Annotated in this window: 10 protein-coding genes; 6 read left to right on the forward strand and 4 right to left on the reverse strand. The window is 64.6% G+C overall.

Annotated elements, in window-relative coordinates; all coding sequences use genetic code 11:
- Window positions 1-322 precede the first annotated feature (322 nt).
- The 4 genes from AB0M65_RS03435 (at window position 323) to AB0M65_RS03450 (ending at window position 3,949) form a co-directional block, all read left to right on the forward strand.
- Window positions 323-1,354 (forward strand): hypothetical protein, encoded by a 1,032-nt coding sequence (locus tag AB0M65_RS03435; RefSeq protein ID WP_364020700.1) that lies wholly within the window; start codon window positions 323-325, stop codon window positions 1,352-1,354.
- 75 nt (window positions 1,355-1,429) lie between these two features.
- Complete coding sequence (locus tag AB0M65_RS03440; RefSeq protein ID WP_364020702.1) at window positions 1,430-2,197, forward strand: CoA transferase subunit A; 768 nt, start codon at window positions 1,430-1,432, stop codon at window positions 2,195-2,197.
- A complete protein-coding gene (locus tag AB0M65_RS03445; RefSeq protein WP_364020705.1) occupies window positions 2,197-2,841 on the forward strand; it encodes a 3-oxoacid CoA-transferase subunit B in 645 nt (214 codons plus the stop codon). The genes AB0M65_RS03440 and AB0M65_RS03445 overlap by 1 nt, the downstream gene beginning before the upstream one ends.
- Before the next feature lie 424 nt (window positions 2,842-3,265).
- Window positions 3,266-3,949: a hypothetical protein gene (locus AB0M65_RS03450; RefSeq protein ID WP_364020707.1), complete on the forward strand. Its 684-nt coding sequence runs from the start codon at window positions 3,266-3,268 to the stop codon at window positions 3,947-3,949.
- A 313-nt stretch (window positions 3,950-4,262) separates the two neighbouring features.
- Here the strand turns inward: AB0M65_RS03450 and AB0M65_RS03455 are convergent, their stop codons facing one another.
- The gene (locus AB0M65_RS03455) at window positions 4,263-5,978 is read right to left on the reverse strand and encodes an NYN domain-containing protein (RefSeq protein WP_364020710.1); all 1,716 of its coding nucleotides are present in this window, start codon (window positions 5,976-5,978) and stop codon (window positions 4,263-4,265) included.
- A gap of 353 nt (window positions 5,979-6,331) precedes the next feature.
- On the opposite strand from AB0M65_RS03455, the gene AB0M65_RS03460 reads away from it, so the two are divergent.
- Window positions 6,332-9,094: a P-loop NTPase fold protein gene (locus tag AB0M65_RS03460; RefSeq protein ID WP_364020713.1), complete on the forward strand. Its 2,763-nt coding sequence runs from the start codon at window positions 6,332-6,334 to the stop codon at window positions 9,092-9,094.
- A gap of 754 nt (window positions 9,095-9,848) precedes the next feature.
- On the opposite strand, the gene AB0M65_RS03465 is transcribed toward AB0M65_RS03460, so the two are convergent.
- From AB0M65_RS03465 to AB0M65_RS03475, 3 genes are all read right to left on the reverse strand, one after another.
- Complete coding sequence (locus AB0M65_RS03465) at window positions 9,849-10,187, reverse strand: ankyrin repeat domain-containing protein (protein ID WP_364020716.1); 339 nt, start codon at window positions 10,185-10,187, stop codon at window positions 9,849-9,851.
- 293 nt (window positions 10,188-10,480) lie between these two features.
- Window positions 10,481-10,864, reverse strand: a complete 384-nt coding sequence (locus AB0M65_RS03470; RefSeq protein WP_364020719.1) for a hypothetical protein — start codon at window positions 10,862-10,864, stop codon at window positions 10,481-10,483.
- Window positions 10,861-16,350 (reverse strand): RHS repeat-associated core domain-containing protein, encoded by a 5,490-nt coding sequence (locus tag AB0M65_RS03475; RefSeq protein ID WP_364020894.1) that lies wholly within the window; start codon window positions 16,348-16,350, stop codon window positions 10,861-10,863. Before AB0M65_RS03475 ends, AB0M65_RS03470 begins: the two co-directional genes overlap by 4 nt.
- Here AB0M65_RS03475 and AB0M65_RS03480 point away from each other — a divergent pair.
- Window positions 16,265-16,720: a hypothetical protein gene (locus AB0M65_RS03480; RefSeq protein WP_364020904.1), complete on the forward strand. Its 456-nt coding sequence runs from the start codon at window positions 16,265-16,267 to the stop codon at window positions 16,718-16,720. The two genes, AB0M65_RS03475 and AB0M65_RS03480, sit on opposite strands and share 86 nt — an antisense overlap.
- Window positions 16,721-16,755: the final 35 nt, after the last annotated feature.

Here is a 16,755-nt window from a genome sequence, read left to right on the forward strand (position 1 = left end):
GAACTGCCGGCAAAGCCTCAACGTAGGGACGGCGACTACTGACGGCAATGTAAACGAATCACACAGCTATGGCGACGCATATGTCCGCATGTCACTTCCCGGACGATCAGCGGAAAAGTCGATCCAGGGCTGCGGCTTCCTATGGATGAGAGACGCCGACCGCACAGGGTCCGCACATAAACAGTGGGATCTCGACACATAGGCAAAAAGGGGTGTTCTGTCCTTACAGTACTCACACTTCGGATCACCACCCCTTTCCCGCACCGAGGGTGCGAGGTCCATTTCCCGGCTTCGCGCAGTGCGGTAACCCAAGGAGGCAACGATGCCTGCGAATTCCCGGCTGTCCCCCACCACAGGCACTCGGCAGGGCCGGCGCACGCGGCTCTTGGCCGCCGCTTCCGCGGCACTGGCCGCGGTGGCCGTCACCGCGGTGGCCCTGACCTCGGGGGCGGCCACCGCCGCTCCCACCGCCGCCGCCACGCACGACCCGGTGATCATGATCCCCGGCATGACCGGCACGACCATCAACATGGACCCGATGAAGTCTAATCTGCAGGCCAACGGCTGGGCCGCGAACCGGCTGTTCACCTGGACCGACAGCAGCAGGATGACGCAGGACCTCGCGGTCGCCGCGCGTGAGCTGGGTACCAAGGTCGATCAGGTGCGTGCGCAGACCGGCGCGGCGAAGGTCGTGCTCGCGACGTGGTCGGCGTCCACCCTGGCAGCGCGTTACTACATCAAGAACCTCAACGGCGCGGACAAGGTCTCCCAGTACATCGGGTACGCCGGTCCCCAGCACGGCACCAACAACAACGGCTGCCAGGTCTATGTTTCCTGCCAGCAGTTCGGCAGCGCGAACTCCGCGTTCCTGCGGGCGCTCAACTCGGGCACCGAGGTGCCGGGCCACCCGGGAGTCGCGTACATGACCCTCCGCTCGACCGCCGACATCAACGCGACCCCGTATGACACCGCGAAACTCGCCGGCGCGGACGAGAACTACCTGAGGTCGGGCCCGGGGGCGCCGGACCACTTCGGAATCATCAAGGAAGCCACCGCGCTGGCCGCGATGCGCGCGTTCATCATCGCCCACGAGAACCCGCCGACCGGCACACCCACCCCGACAACCGGCACCCCCACCTCCGGGACGACCCCGCCCACCACCACACCGCCGGCCGGGGCCTGCTTCTCGTCGTCGAACTACGCACACGTCCAAGCCGGGCGCGCACACAACAACTACGGCTACGCCCTTGCCAACGGCTCCAACGACAACATGGGACTCAACGTCGTCTACGGCACGACCAAGCTGCGCCAAACCGACTCCGACTACTACGTCATCGACACCACCTGCCCGTAACGACAACGCCTGAACACCGCGGCCCGGGGCGCGTACGCCTCGGGCCGCGGTCCGGCAGCCAGGAGTGGCCTCCCCATGGACAAAGTGATCGCCTCCGCCGCGCAAGCCGTGGCCGACATCCCCGACGGCGCGTCGCTCGCCGTCGGCGGCTTCGGACTGTGCGGCATACCCCGGACCCTCATTCAGGCTGTCCACGACACCGGGGTCTCCGCACTCAGCCTGGTGTCGAACAATTGCGGCACCGACGGACAGGGCCTCGGGGTCCTGCTGGAAGCCGGCAAGGCCACCCGGGTCACCGCCTCCTATGTGGGCGAGAACAAGGAATTCGCGCGCCAGTACCTGGCAGGCGAACTCGAGGTCGAACTGATTCCGCAGGGCACCCTCTCCGAACGACTGCGCGCCGGCGGTGCCGGTATCCCCGCCTTCTACACCCCCGCCGGAGTCGGCACCCAGATCGCCGACGGCGGCCTGCCCTGGCGCTACGCCACCGACGGGACCGTCGCCGTCGCGTCACCACCGCGGGAGACCCGCGTGTTCGACGGCCGCGAGTTCGTCCTCGAACACGCCATCAACTGCGATTTCGCGCTCGTCCACGCCGCACTCGGCGACCGGCACGGCAACCTGGTCTTCCACCATTCCGCGGCCAACTTCAACCCCCTGGCCGCTACGGCCGGGCGCGTCACCATCGCCGAAGTCGAGCAACTCGTCGAACCCGGCGACATCGACCCCGACCAGGTGCACCTGCCAGGCGTCTACGTCCAGCGCGTCGTCGCGCTCAACTCCCAGCAGGCCGCCGACAAACCCATCGAACGCCGCACCACCCGCGAAAGGACCGTCAGCTGATGCCGTGGACCCGCGACCAGATGGCCGCCCGCGCCGCCGCCGAACTCATCGACGGCGACTACGTCAACCTTGGCATCGGACTCCCCACACTCGTGCCCAATCATCTCCCCGCCGGGATACACGTCGTCCTGCACTCCGAAAACGGCATCCTCGGCACCGGTCCCTACCCCCACGACGAAGACGTCGACCCGGATCTGATCAACGCCGGCAAGGAAACCGTCACCATCCTGCCCGGAGCGAGCTTCTTCGACTCCGCACAATCCTTCGGCATGATCCGCGGCGGCCACATCGACACCGCGATCCTCGGTGCCATGCAGGTATCCGCCCTCGGTGACATCGCCAACTGGACGATCCCCGGCAAAATGATCAAAGGCATGGGTGGTGCCATGGACCTCGTCCACGGCGCTCGCCGCGTCATCGCCCTCACCGAACACACCGCACGCGACAACAGCCCCAAGATCCTCGACGCGTGCACCCTGCCGCTCACCGGCCGCCGATGCATCGACCGCATTATCACCGATTTGTGCGTTCTCGACATCAGCCACGGACTTCACCTGGTCGAAACGGCACCCGGCGTCAGTCCCGACGACGTCATCGCCGCCACCGGCGCACCCGTCACCGTGCCGGCCCGATCACTCGCCTAAGCACAACCACGGCATCCCCCATCACCGCAAGGAGACCCGGTGACAGTGCGACTTTCAGAACTGAAGACCCAACGGTCACGAGGGTGGAACACCCCGCCGCAAGCGACCAGGTCGCACCAGACAGAAGAGCCGCTCACCACGCCACCGTGCCCAGTGACCAAGAAAGCTCCTGCGCATCGCCGTACCCGGACTCCATTGTCTCGGTACCGATCCCGCGTCAACTGGAACGAACAAGCGATGCTCCACTAAAACAATCCGACCCGCATTCGCCTGCAAAATTGGCGCTTTGCCGCTGATCGACCTGCGGACCGACTGGCCCTCAGGTCCGGGACGCTGTTGGATGAGTTCCGTGCAGAAGAAGACGAGGCAGTCCTCGGACGGCGCCCCCGTTGGGGAGGTCTATTCCGCCCTGGGCAGACTGCGAGTGACCATCAGTGATCTTGATGTCCTGCTGGCTAAGTTGCGCAAGATGTACAAGCCGGAGTACATCGTACTTCACGCCGGGAGGGCGATCGACTCCCCGGACGACCTGCGAATGGTCTCCGACACTGACTTGCGAAACCTTTCCATCACGGTGTTGAACGATCCGTCGAGCACGCGATGGGCCGGGCGGACGTCATCGGAATTGACAAACGACGATCTCGTAGTCCTTTTGCGCGCCAACGAGGCAGCGGCGGTCGGCGTCCTTCCGCTCGTGCTCGTGGTCGAAGACTGGGCCAGAACTCGGCAATTCGTCGGTCTCCCGCCGCGCAAGGTGCTGGGGCGCCGGAAGAAGTACGCTTGGAAGTGGCCGGTTGCGCTGGTTCTTTTAGCGCTTTACCAGGCGATTTCATTGTTCGTTGCCCCACTTACTGGGCGCACGGTAGCGAGTTACATCTCCGCGGGGGTCGGCCTGCTCTTTCTGATCGTCCTTACGTGGCTTTTCTATCGGTGGTTCACGGAGCCGGCAAGGGTTGACGATTTCACCCTGGTGGTGCCCATGACCTTGGAAGAGTACCGAAAGGAGGAGGTCGCCAGAAAGCGTTACTACATAACCACTGCGATTGCGATCGGCGCGCCTCTGCTCGCGGCCATCACGGCCTTGGTGATCGCACTGATAAAAACCTGATCGGGTGCAAGCAGGAGGACGACGAGAGGCATCGTCGGCAAGCTCTCCCATGACAGCCGGTCTCCCGTCACGACGTGCGCTGTGTCGTCGCTGAGCCGTGACGCCCCGGTTCGGGCCGTGGCCACCGCGAAGGCGATGTTCGAGGCGACCGACGAGGGCGGCGCCGGGCAGGTGCCCGCACCAGAGTTCGCGTGCGTGATCCGTGCCTGGACCGATGGCGGGATCACCACAGCCGAAGTCAGCCGAAGGTCAGGTCGAGACCGGAGTGGGAGCACGTAACCGATTCGACTGGGCAATGAAGTCGAGCCTGATGCTAGAGCCGCTCGACAAAGGAGAGCAGTACCGCGGGCGGGATCGGATGAACCCCGTGTCGGCGTACCGAGTCGATCACCGCCCGGGCTGACGTCACCACGACCACCGGACGTCCGTCCGGCTCAGCGACGACCAATGCCTCGATCACCTCGTCGACAGGCTTACCAGGCTCAGGGAGCAGCACCCGCACGCCGCGCGGCGTGCGGGGGAGGGTGATCAGGCCCGCACTGTCGAGTACCACGGTCACCTCCGCTGACGTTTGTGCGGCCAACGCGGCGAGCTGGTGGATCACTCGTTCGCGTTGCTCGGCAAGAGGAAGCGCCGGAGAGCTGGCCTCAGTCATGTGGTGGCCGTCCACCACCACATGCACCGATGGCAGTGCGAGCAGCCGCTCGAGCGCGGCCGGGTCGGTCAGCGCCACGGCGGATGTGTCGACCGTGCTCAGCGGTCGGCGCCGAAGGTGTTCCACCAGACCCTCACTCGGCACGTCGATACCGCCGAGCAAGGCCACGAAGTCCCGGTCGGCAGCGAGCTCGCGAAACTCGGAGGGCAGCTCACTCTCTAACCCTGTCAAAGCCTCCGTGGTTTGTGACAGGCGCACTTCCGTCGTTTCGAACAGCTCCTCCCATCGGTCGAGAGTCTCCTCGCTGCCCTGCTTCACCGCCGCACGGAACTCGTGGTATATCAGGAAATCGCGGATCGGATCGCGGTATTTCGGGCTGGCGATCAAGCGGTAGAAATCCGGGTAGAAGTGCTGGAGCATGATCACCTTTACCAGGTTTTCCACACCGAACTCGTCCCAGGACCGGCTGAGATGATACTCCAGCACGAAACTGTTGATCAGTCTTTTGATACGCCGCGGATTTCGGCTTGTGCGATCAATAACCATGCTCTTCATCGACTCGTCGAGAAGCCCGCTGGTATTCGAGAGCTCAAGATATCCGTTTACCAGGCGCATCGTCTGGTCCTTGGACGGAACTGGAATCCGATAGCTTATCTGAACGATCTTCTCCAGATACTCGCCCGCGGACACCTGAGCACCGACACCACCCGACTCGCGCACGGCCTGCTGCAACGCACTCTGGTGGCAGGCCAGAACGAAGACCATGCCAGGCACGTCAAGGTATAGCTTGATCGCCTCGCAGACCTCGATGACACGCGCGCTGGCGCACCGATCCAGGTCATCGACGAAGACCACTACCAAACGCCGGCGGTCAGGAGTTCCCCCTTTCTCCATCCAGCCACCGATCGCGTCCCGCAGCACACCCTTGATCTCGTTGCGAGCCCGCGCATCCAGTGACAGCCGCTGCCAGATCTGATCCACCACCCCGCCCAGCCCGAAGAAGCTCGCCACCACAAGCCCCATACTCCGCAGCACACCGAACAGGTGCGCACGTCGAGACATCGATCGCACCGCACGCCGGATGAGATTGCGGTCGAACCGCAACAAAACCGACTTGATAAGACCTTCCAACGCACTCGTCGGCCCCGACGTCCAGGCGTTGAACCACACCACGGCGGTATCCGGCTCGGCAGACAACCTCGCCTCCAGCTGATGCATGAGGCTGCTCTTGCCCATCCCCCATGCCGCGTCCACCGCCACGGTGAACGGCGCGGTGGCCCGTGAGGCGGTGATCAGCCCCGCCAGGCTGTTCGCCACATCGGTGACCTCCAGCAGATCATCCGACGCACCGTCGCCAACCGGTGCGTCGTTCAAGACAACGAATCCCTGCCGTCGGGTTCTGTCCCCTGGAGTTGTGGTCATAGGGCCTTCCTAGCGGATGCGATGACAAGGCATCGTCTGCCGCGCCGGACGAGTTCAGCCGCCGGCGGACTTCCTCACCTTCCCCCACATCCTGTACGTCAAAGGACACCGACGCCCGAAACGTCAAGGCGCTCGCCGCCCGGGCGGCGAGATCGCCTTGCTCCTGAACGGGTATCTGTCCGGCGGTGCCCCGCTATGCGGCTCGGGTCAGCTTCGAGAGTTCCAAACCTGTCCTGGCGGCCTCCGATCGGGCGAAAGCCGGATCTGGTGTAACAGAAGACCCGTTCTCGACGAGTCAGGAACCGATGAACGCACCGGAGTTCGGCGGCGAGTTGGTTCCGCTCCAGACCGTCGACGGCGTGTCCTACGCCGTCGCGTTGACCAGACAACCGTGGGAACTCCCGGTCGACGCACTGGCGATCTCCGTGGGCGCCACCTACGGCGGCGTCGGCGACGCGATGCAGGAGGAGTTCCCCCGCGCCGGCTGGCGCCGGGCCGACCTCGGCTCGGTCACTCCCGCCGAGCCCGCTCTGCTGGACCTGGGCAAGCACACCGGAGGACGGCGGCTGCGGCTGGCCGTCCTCGCCACTCCCCACGACAAGGGGAGGCGCAACGACCCGACACCGGAGGCGATCGCGACCGCGACGACCGCCGCCATCACCACCGCGGCGAGCGCGGGCGCGACCGCCGTCGCCCTGCCGCTGTTCGCCACCGGACGGCTCGGGTTCGCCCCCGTGATCGCCGCCCGCGCGCTCATCAGCGGCGCACTGGCCGCGAAGACCCCGGTCCGCAAAGTCGTCTTCTTCTCCGACTCCGGCAACCACATCGACACCATCAGGAAGCAGTGGGCCGCGGGCGTCCCCGCACCGGGGACCACCGCGCCCGAGCCGTCCCCTGCCCCCCGGGTGCCGGTGTTCTCCGACGACGAGCTCGCCGGCGGCGTCGCCCGGGACCTGGTCGATCCGAACGAGAGCATCCCGCTGGCCGATGACCACCTCGGTGTAACCCCATACGTCTCCATGCTGGCCACGGTCATCGCCGCCAAGGACACACCTCTGCCGCTGTCGATTGGCGTCTTCGGCGAGTGGGGCTCGGGCAAGAGCTTCTTCATGGGCATGCTCCGCGGCCAGGTCAAAGCTCTGGAAAGCAAGCCGGGCCACTGCGGGAAGATCGCCCAGGTCGGGTTCAACGCCTGGCACTACGCCGACGCGAACCTCTGGGCCAGCCTCGGCGACGAGATCTTCCGCCAGCTCGCCGAGCCTGCCCGGCGCCCCGGCGAGCCGGACGCCGAGCACCACGCCCGGCTGCGGGAAGGTGCCCGGTTGCGAGAGCAACTGGCCGCCGAACTGGAACAGCGCAAGCAGCTGACCGCAGTGACCGAACGTGCCCAAGCCGAGGCCGTCACGCTGAAACGCCGGATCGGCGAAGCCGAACGCGACCGCAAGGTGCGGGCCGGCGACCTGCTGCGCGCGCTGCGGAAGTCGCGCGCCTTCCACAAGCAGTACGACAGGCTGTGGCGCGAGCTGGGCGTCGGCGACCTGCCCGATCAGGGCAGGCTGCTGGCCGACGAGATGCGCGGCGCGCACGGCGAGGCCGAGGCACTGGGCCGGATCGCGCGCTACCGCCACGGCCGGGCCGCACTAGTCACCGCTGCGGTCGTGTTGCTGGCCGGCGCGGCGATCACGGCCTTCGTGCCGGACGTGAAGGCGTGGCTGACCGGGGTCGGCGTCGTATTCGCCGGTCTGGCCACGACCGGGCTGATGCTGGTGGGTGCCGCCCGCGCCGGGCTGCGCCGGCTGCGGGTGCTCGCCGAGGACCTGCGCGGCGGCCTGGACGAAGGCGCCCAGCAGGAGCTTCTCGCGCTGCGCAAGGCCGAAGCCGACCAGCAGATCGCCGAACAGCAGCTGGCGGAAGTCGTCACCCGGATCGGGGAGCTGGGCCGTCAGCTCACCGAGCTGACCCCAGGACGGCGGCTCTACGCCTTCCTCGCCGAGCGGTCCCGGGGCGAGGACTACCGGGGCAACCTCGGCCTGATCTCCACCATCCGCAAGGACTTCGAGAAGCTCGTGGCGCTGATGAGCACGCCAGTAGCCGACGGCGAGGAGGGAACCCGTCCGCTGGACCGGATCGTGCTCTACATCGACGACCTTGACCGGTGCAGCCCGCAACAGGTCGTCGACGTCCTGCAGGCGGTGCACCTGCTGCTCGCGTTCGATCTGTTCGTGGTGGTTGTCGGAGTCGACCCGCGGTGGCTGCTGCGGTCGCTGAGCACGCACTACGACAGGCTGATCGAAGCCGACGCCGTCGTGCGCGCGGACGGCTGGCAGGTGACGCCCGAGGACTACCTGGAGAAGATCCTCAACATTCCGCTGGTGCTGCCGCGGATGCCGGTAGGCAGCCTGCAGCGGCTGCTAGGGTCGATGGCCGAAATCCCGGCTGTCGCCGATACCGGTGAGCGACGGCCGACCGCGCTGGCGCACGACGAGGAGATCGGCGTCGTGACCCCGTCGAGTGTTGCGGCGCAGGACATCCCGGTCGAACCCGGCTCGCAGATGGCCGTGCAACTAGACCCGAGTCGGCAGGCAGAGATCCCGCGGCCGCTGACCGATCCGGAGATCGCCCTGCTGTCGAAGCTGGACCGGCTGGTCGACACGCCCCGGGACGCGAAGCGTCTGATCAACCTGTACCGCATGCTCCGGGCCACGCGCGATTTGTCCGACGCCTCGACGTTCCTCGACGGCGAGTACGAAGCCGTAGTCGTGCTGCTGGGAACGTGCACCGCGCACGGCCGCCTGCTCGGCCGCTTCGCCGACGCGCTGCTGCGGACGGCGCCGGAGACGCCATGGGGCGACTTCGTCGGACGACTGCAACCGGTGGAACGCGACGATCGCTGGGTGAGCGAGGCCGTGGGCCGGGTTCCTGTGGAAGAGGCGGCACAGTGGCAGCAACTCCACGCCAGCCTGGCCGAGCTCACCACCGCGGTGACACTGCCCGACGTCCGTGTTTTCCAGACATGGGTGCCGCGGGTCCGCCGGTTCTCCTACGTGCTCTCACCCGGCGCCCGCTGAGACTCGTTTCCGTTGCAAAGGGCTCGCTCGGCGGCGTCGCCGCAATAGCCTCGTCGTGGCGACCCAGCCGTCCAGAAGATCCGCGCGGATCGCATGGGACAGCGGGGTGCGCGTCAGGTCCAGCTTGTCTACCAGCAGCCAACGCGACGCCGGGGCAGTCAACCTCGGCGACCGCCACCGCGCGGTTCAACGCCACCGCCGACGTCAACGTAAAGGCCAAGGGGCTAGTCTCACAACGCATTGACCTGCGACCGGTCTGTCTGCGCGACGCAGCGTGCGGTCCCCGCCACACCGACGAGCTGCAGATTCCCTCGGATTAAAAGTTAGCGACTTTACCATGTCAGCCCATGTCATTGAATGCTAGATTCTGCCGGTTTGTGCAAGTCAACGCCAGCCTTCGCCGGGGAAGAGTGCCATCCTGTGCCGGCCCGTGTCGGGCTCTACGTCAGCAACGGAGCCCAATCGGAGACAGCACGCCCGCCATTCGGCGCTGTTGGACCACCTCGCGTGAAACACCTGATTCATGGGATGCAGCTGCCATCTTCGAGACCACGATCACAACTGCAGGCGGTCTCACAGCTGGGTCGTCGAAGTCTCCTTCGCCTGCACCGGTTCCGCCGCATGCGCATCTGCTGGGAAATCCGCGACGACATCCACAAAGCCTTCCTCACCCTCGCTGCGACATCATCTGCTGACTCAAAGCCCACTCATTCTGTTGCACCCCTAAGAGCTGACAAGAGCTCATCGGAGGCCGTTAACTACCCTCCCCGTGCCGACAGGTCTCCCTTCCCGCAAAGAGAGCCGACGCCAGCCAATGGCGACTCTCCCAGGCCACATGTTCAGCAGTAACACCACTACCGCCATCCGAGCGGCGCTTTGGGTCCGCTCCTCGCGCGAGCAAATACGCTGTGACGTCCACGTGTAGCGGCTCGCCTGTCTGCGTGTGGCTGTCGATCTCAACATCAATGGCATGGTGCAACAACGTAAGCCCATAATGCTCTTCATTGATGTCAGCGCCGCCATCAAGTAGTTCACGAAGCAGCGGAAGATCGCCCATCTCAAAAGCCTGATGCGCAGGACTGAGGTCGGTCACAATTTGTCCTCCGCTTTGGCTGCTCCGCCAAAATACCATCGCGCCAGCGGCGATAGCGACACTTGCACCGACGCCTGCAACGACCGATACTGCGCCGCCGGCCTCCACAGTCGCAGCTTGGAGGCCAGCACCCCCGGTTGACCGAGATCCGCATCATCTCGACGCCGCTCGCGGTGATCAGTCTGCGGCCCTCCTCTGACCCCACCTAAATTCCCCCTTCAAGCCGACCCATCACTGATCTGCATACTTCGGGACGGGACATGCAATGCTCGATCAACCATCGAATCTTGACACTAAGACTGATTTTCTTTTATCAAGCCCAACAAAGAAGCCAAGTCTTCATTAGCCGCCACCCAGGTATCTTGATCACTTTCAGCTAGGTCCGACAAAACATTAACATACGTCGGATCTGCCTTCGCAAACGCGTCGCTAACCTCAGCCGGCATCAACGTCCAGTTTCGACGCTCGAAATTAAAAACCCATGTCAGCGATCCGGAAAAATTGTCTACGCATTCGGAAATAACTCTGCGAGCACTCTCGGACGGCTCCAGATAGCGCCACGCGATCATCGGCGGAGTGACGAGGCCGCCAAGAACACCTCGCCCTACAGCAATCCGATACCAGCCAACGACCCCATGAACAGAGAGAGCCTCGACCACTTCTCTCGCCTGAATCATGAGAACATCCCGGCAAATCCAGGTTTTCCCCATTGCAAGCCTGGATTCAGAGACTTCATCGTTCGCATATAATCTCCCCACGGGATAGCCTCGGCACTCATGCGAGGATCGTACGCGTACCGCCCGTCAGTATACACGTGGTGATATGAATAGCTACTTACCGCATTCCCTTCTCGAACCAGCAGATCGTCACCTGCCCCCTTAAACGAGACGACTTTTCCTTCACCGCCAGCAGCCCTGTGCAAGTTTGTTGCAATTTCCGAACAATCAAATCCACATACATTTATGGGCTGCTCCTTCATTGCATTCACGACTTGCCCGTTTGGCGGGAAGGACGAGTTCGGCAATCGAAACCCGTCACTGCTTCGGGCGACATCATCAGTAGCACCCGAACCTCGTCCGGCGGCAGCAGCTGTCGCAGCACTTGCTCCGGCGCCTGCCGCGCCCGCTACTGCGCCACCAGCCTCGACTGTCGCGGCTTTGGACGCGGTTGCCCACGCGCCGAGTTCCCAGGCCGCCTTACCGGCCCTTCCCCACGGGAGGAAGAACAAGGCGACTTGAAGTGTCTCTTCCCAGCCGGGCGGGCTGGGGTCGCAGCTGCGGACGTCCGGGAACTCAGAACAGAAAGCGAACTCGAACTGGGCGAAGTCCACTGGCCGCTGTGCGACAGGTAGGTTTTTCCAGGTGGCGTACTGGGTCTGCCAGGTGGCCCGTCGCTGCTTCGACGACATCTTCGGCGTATCTTTACCCATCGACGTCGGGTAGGCATGCCTCGTGTCCTTGGGCGACGGCGGCGGGGCCACCGGTGGTGTCCACGCTCCGCTGCCCCCACCGCATTTCCCGCTGTACATGCAGTCACAGTTCGCACGGCACGGCTCCGTGCCGCTCGGGTCACTCAGACTGATCGGCGAGTTGTTGGCGTAGTTGTAGCCGTTGATCTGCTGCGGGTCGGTCGGCCGCATGATCGGGTCCAAAGAGACGAACCGGCCCAGGTCCGCGTCGTAGTCACGAGCGCCGAGATGGACCAGCCCGATTGAGGCGTCGTTGGTGCCGCCGACGAAACCACGTTCGCCCGGCATCACAACACCCGGACCACGCTGGGCCCCGAACGGTGTTTGGCGCCGTTGCTTGACCGTGAGGTCGTTCGCGTTGATCGCGACCTGCGTAGTCCCCTGGTGGTCGCCGGCGAGCCAGCTCAGGACACCACCCGTGCGCATCGCGACAGCCAGGCCACCATGAGTGTAATACCGCGTCGTGATCGCGTTGCCACTCGCCTTTTCGAGCCGCACCTCCTGCTGCCCGAGATAGAGCGTGGTCCCGGTCGGGTCGCGGCGGATGAGCCGTTCGCCGTCGGCGTCGTAGAGGAAGCTCGTCGCCGCGCTGCCGTCGGTGACCTTCTCCAGTCTGTTCTCGACGTTCCAGTCGAGGTTCTGCTGTCCGGTGACGCCGGGGCGGGTCTTGGTGTTGCCGATCTCGTCATAGGTGTATTGAGCCGTTTTGGTCCCGGCTGGTCCTTCTGAGGTGACCGAGTTCAGGATGTGTGGCTTCGGCGTGCCTGGTGCGGCGTAGGTGTACTTGCGGGTGACGTCCCCGCTGGGCGAGTGGTGGGTGTCTCCGGTGCGACTGCCTGATTTGTCGTAGGTGAAGGACTGCCAGTACGGGGCAGGCCCGGTAAGGCTGGTGGTAGCTGGGGTCTGCCCGCAGTCTCCGTTCGGTGTCCAGGCCTCGGTGAGGCGTTGCAGGTAGTCGTAGCCGAAGCACTGTTTGTCGGCAGGTTGCCCGATCGGGGCGTTGGTGATCGAGGTCAGGTTGCCCGCGGGGTTGTAGCCGTAGCGGGTGTCGGTCTGCATCGGCTGCGGTACTTCGGCGTCGACGATGGTGCGGTCGAGACGCCGGGTGTTGGTGTCGTAGTAGTAGGACGTCCAGGCCCGTTTACCGTTGCTGCTGGCGCTGCTCTTGCCGCCGAGGTGGAGACGTTGTGGTTCGCCGTAGCGGGTGTACTCGGTCGCCGAGACGTAGTCCTGATACTCGGCGTCACCCCAGCTGCCCTCGGTACTGACCGGGTTGCCGAGGTCGTCGTACATGAGGAGCATGCTTTCGACCGGTAGATCTCCGGCCTGGGGAAAGCTGACACCGCCGAGGCTGTCGTCGGGGTTGTACTGGAGTGACGACTGGTAGGTGCCGGCGAGTTTCGGTCCTTCGATCGGCGGGATGATGATCGTTTGCGTCGTCGGCTGGTACAGCGGTCCGTAGACGTTGATCTTTTTGACGTAGGCGTTGCCGTCGACCCAGCGCGTTGACGACGCGAGCTTCCCGATGCCCTTGTACGCGGTGTCGTAGACCCACTCGCTGAGTTTGGTTCCCGACAGGTTGTCTTTGAAGACGCCGGTCTTGCGGCCGAGCTTGTCGTAGCGGACGGCGAGGGTGGTGTTGCGGGCGTCGGTGCTGCTGGTCTGTTGGTTCAGCTTGTTGTAGGTGTAGGTGGTGGGCCCGCGGTCGGGGTCGTCAGAGCGGATCAGCGAACCGTGGATGTCATAGGTGTAGGACCAGCGGTTGCCGCTCGAGTCGGTGAGCGTGGCGAGCTGGCTGGCCAGGGTGTAGTTGTACTTGGTTTCGTCGTAGTTGTCGCCGGTCGGCTGCGCGCCGTGGTACTGGCGAAGGCTGGTGGTGCGGCCGCGGGCGTCGGTGATCGTGGTGGTCGCGACACCGCCTTCGGGTGGCGTGACGCTGACCGAGTCCCCGCCGTAGGTCGTGCTGGTCCGCCATTCCTTGGTCCCGCCGCGATAGGTCGAGGCGATCACGCGGCCGGCTCCGTCGTGCTCTGCCTGTGTCAGCCCGGGGACTGCGGTTTCGCTGGCGACCCAGAGTGAGGTGTCGACCGGCTTGTCGTTGTAGAAGGGCTGGGTCGTCTTGTAGGCCCGGCCTTGTGAGTCGTACCGGGTGTCGGTGAGGAGCCTGCCTCCGCCCGGCGCTGGCGCCTGGACTTGCCGCGTTCGGTAGAAGCTGTCGAGGATCGTCGTCGAGGTGGCGTAGTTGCCGTTGGGGCCGATCTGGGTCGTCGTGACAGAGCTGGGCGCGTCATTGCGAACGTTATAGGCGAAACGCGCGTTGCCTTGAGGTTTTTCTGAGCGCGGCCGGTTGGGTTGCCAGATCTCGGTCTTCCGTCCGAGCGCGTCGTAGGTGATTTCCGCGATCCGGTTGTTGGCGTCGGTGATGAGTCGCGGTACACCCCATGCGGGCTCGAAGACGGTGGTCGCCTTGTGTCCCGCAGCATTGGCCGCGACCAGCTGGGTGACGGGTCCACCGGTCGCGGGTGTGTAGGCGGCTGTGGAGGTGTTGCCATCCGCGTCGGTGGTCTCGAGTGCACGTCCATGGACGTCGCGCTTGTACTTGGTAGCAGTGCGGTAGACCGGCGTGAAGCCGTTATAGCCGTCGACCTCTTCAGTCAGTGTGACATCACCGACGGTCGGCGGAGTTCCGTTCGCGAGACCGTCGTAGGACGTTCGGATATCGGAGATCGTGTCGCGCGGGTATTGCGGCAGGAAGCCGCAGGTTCCTGCGCGTGTTTCGACTCGTGACGGGTAGTTCAGTAGCCATCGTTCCGTGTTTTGCGCGTAGGTTGTGGTCGTGCAGCGGTCGTCACCCGTCGCGTTGGCGTCGCCGAGGTCGTGGACCTTCGTCGGGAGGCCGTTGGAGTCGTAGTCAGTGGTGGTTTTCGTGACTCGCCAGCCGCCGGCTGTGAGCGCGGTGAACGCGCGTTGGGTACCGGCGTGGACGATGTAGGCCTTGAAAGCACCCCGAGTTGCCGTGGGTCCTTCCCAACTGGGCTCGGTGATCGTTTTGCTGACTACCGCCCCGGCCTCGCCATTCTTGATGATGGTTTCCAGTTCCAGTCCCTGGAGCCAATCTTCGTCGACGTGGACGCCGCCTTCGCTGTCTTTGGCGTCGGCTGTGCGCGTGCCGTTGTTGGGAAGCTTGTCCCCGTGCATACCGCGGAAGTAGCGGCTTTCGGTGTAGCTGATCGGCCCGCTGGGATCATCGGGCTTGCCGGTGCGGACGCCGACCTTGCCGAAACCGCGGAACTCGTTCCAGGTCTTGTCTTTCTCGGCGGTGAACTCGGACGTGGTGAAGTGCCAGGCCGCGCCTTCGGGGTAGGCGTAGTTGGTGACCTGTTCAGAACTCGAGCCGAGGCGGTCGGACTGAACGACGGAGTCGACGACGTGCTTGTGGAAGTAGTCGGTCCGCTCAGAGAAGTCTTTTTTGGTCCAGGTCACCGGATAACAGCGTCTGGTGTTGTTCTCCGGCTTGTCCGGCAGAGAAGTCGCGGTGCAGTCGGGCTGGGCGTAGTTGACGGTGGTGACGGCACCGGCTTCGGAGACGATGGCGGAGAGCCGGTAGCGGTTCAGAGGTCCGACACCATCGTCTTTCACCACCCGGTTCGGCAGCTTCTTGCCTTCGAACGTGACTTTGGGTTGCGCGATGGGTGCGCCCACGTGGCCCGTGTGGGTGATGGATTTGAGCCAGAGTGCGGCCTTGTTGCCGTCGTCGGGGTTGGGGAACAGATGCTCGAGCGTCCAGCTGTCGACGTCGGTGTAGGCGTTGTCCTTGCGGACCTGCGTTGTGATCTTCGCGAGGCGTTTGGTCGACCAGAACGTGGGGGTGTAATGGTCCTTGCACGTCGCACCGTCGCATCGGTCCGACAGGGCGACGTCGGGGAAGTTCTCCGGCTTCTCGAAGACGCACAGGCTACCGGGAACGCACCGTTCCTCGGTCGTGAACCTCACCTTCCCCGCCGCTGGGGCGGGATCGCCTTCACGGAGGCCGTACTGGATCTCTTTGAGCGTGCCACCGCGAACGTACGAGACGGCCGTGTCTTTGAGGTTTTGCCCGTAGTTGTTGGTCTCGATGTCGTAGGTGTAGACGATCAGGTTGCCGTGCCGGTCGACGACCTTGTCGAGGTTCCAGCGGTATGCCTGGGTGCAGGCGGAGTTGGCGAACGTGTTGTCCGCCGCATGGCAGGGTTCACCGGGGTCGTCGCCGTAGACGGGCACGGTCCAGGTCGACTTGGACGCCGGCGCGGATCCGAAGAAGTACTGGGTGCCGTCGACCGTGGTGATCTTCCAGTACTCGCCGTCACGGGCTCCGTTGGCGGCACCGGTCAGATGCTCGATACGGGCGCCGTTGTCGCTCTTCTGCCGCCACACCTTCTTGTCTGTGTCGTGGATCAGCATCCCGCCGATCCCGTTGTAGACAGCGGTGGCGTTGTCACTCTTCCAGCACAGATCGCCGACCTTGGGCGGCGTGGTCCCGCCTTCCTTGTCGTCCTGGCATCCGCCGTAGGTGCGTTCGACGAAGCCCGGATGGAGATCCCAGCCGTCACCCACCCACGACGCTTGGTTGTTGGTGGCGCTGGTACGTCCATCGACCGTCGAAGACGTGTATGACAGAGCCAGGCTGGGTGTCAGGTTCCCCGGCACCGGGGGCACACGCAACGGGTACGACCAAGCGAAGTCCCCGGTCTGCTCCGAGACATCCCAGGTCGCTGTGGGCGACAGGGAGGTCGCCCTGCTGGTGCCGACGCCGTCGGGAGTCGTGGACCCGGCCGGCTGGTCTCCGGTGAGCGCGGCGCGACTCGCGTCGTCGATGGCTCGACCGGCCATTGTCTGTTGTGTAACCGGAACCGGGTCGATGTTCGGTGAGTCGACGCTCCAGCCATTGGCCGCGTTCGCGACTTGCGTAGTGCTGACGCCGGTTACGACCAGCGAGCAGATCAGCGCCACGGTGAGGGTTCTCGAGGCGCGGCGGTGTGCGGAGGAGGACTTGTGTCGCATCGGTTCTCCAGGCTGGACGCGGTGAGACGCTGCCCCACGGTCTGGGGAATGCCTCAAGTG

The sequence above is a fragment of the Amycolatopsis sp. NPDC051071 genome (genome assembly GCF_040682875.1).
GTDB lineage: Bacteria > Actinomycetota > Actinomycetes > Mycobacteriales > Pseudonocardiaceae > Amycolatopsis.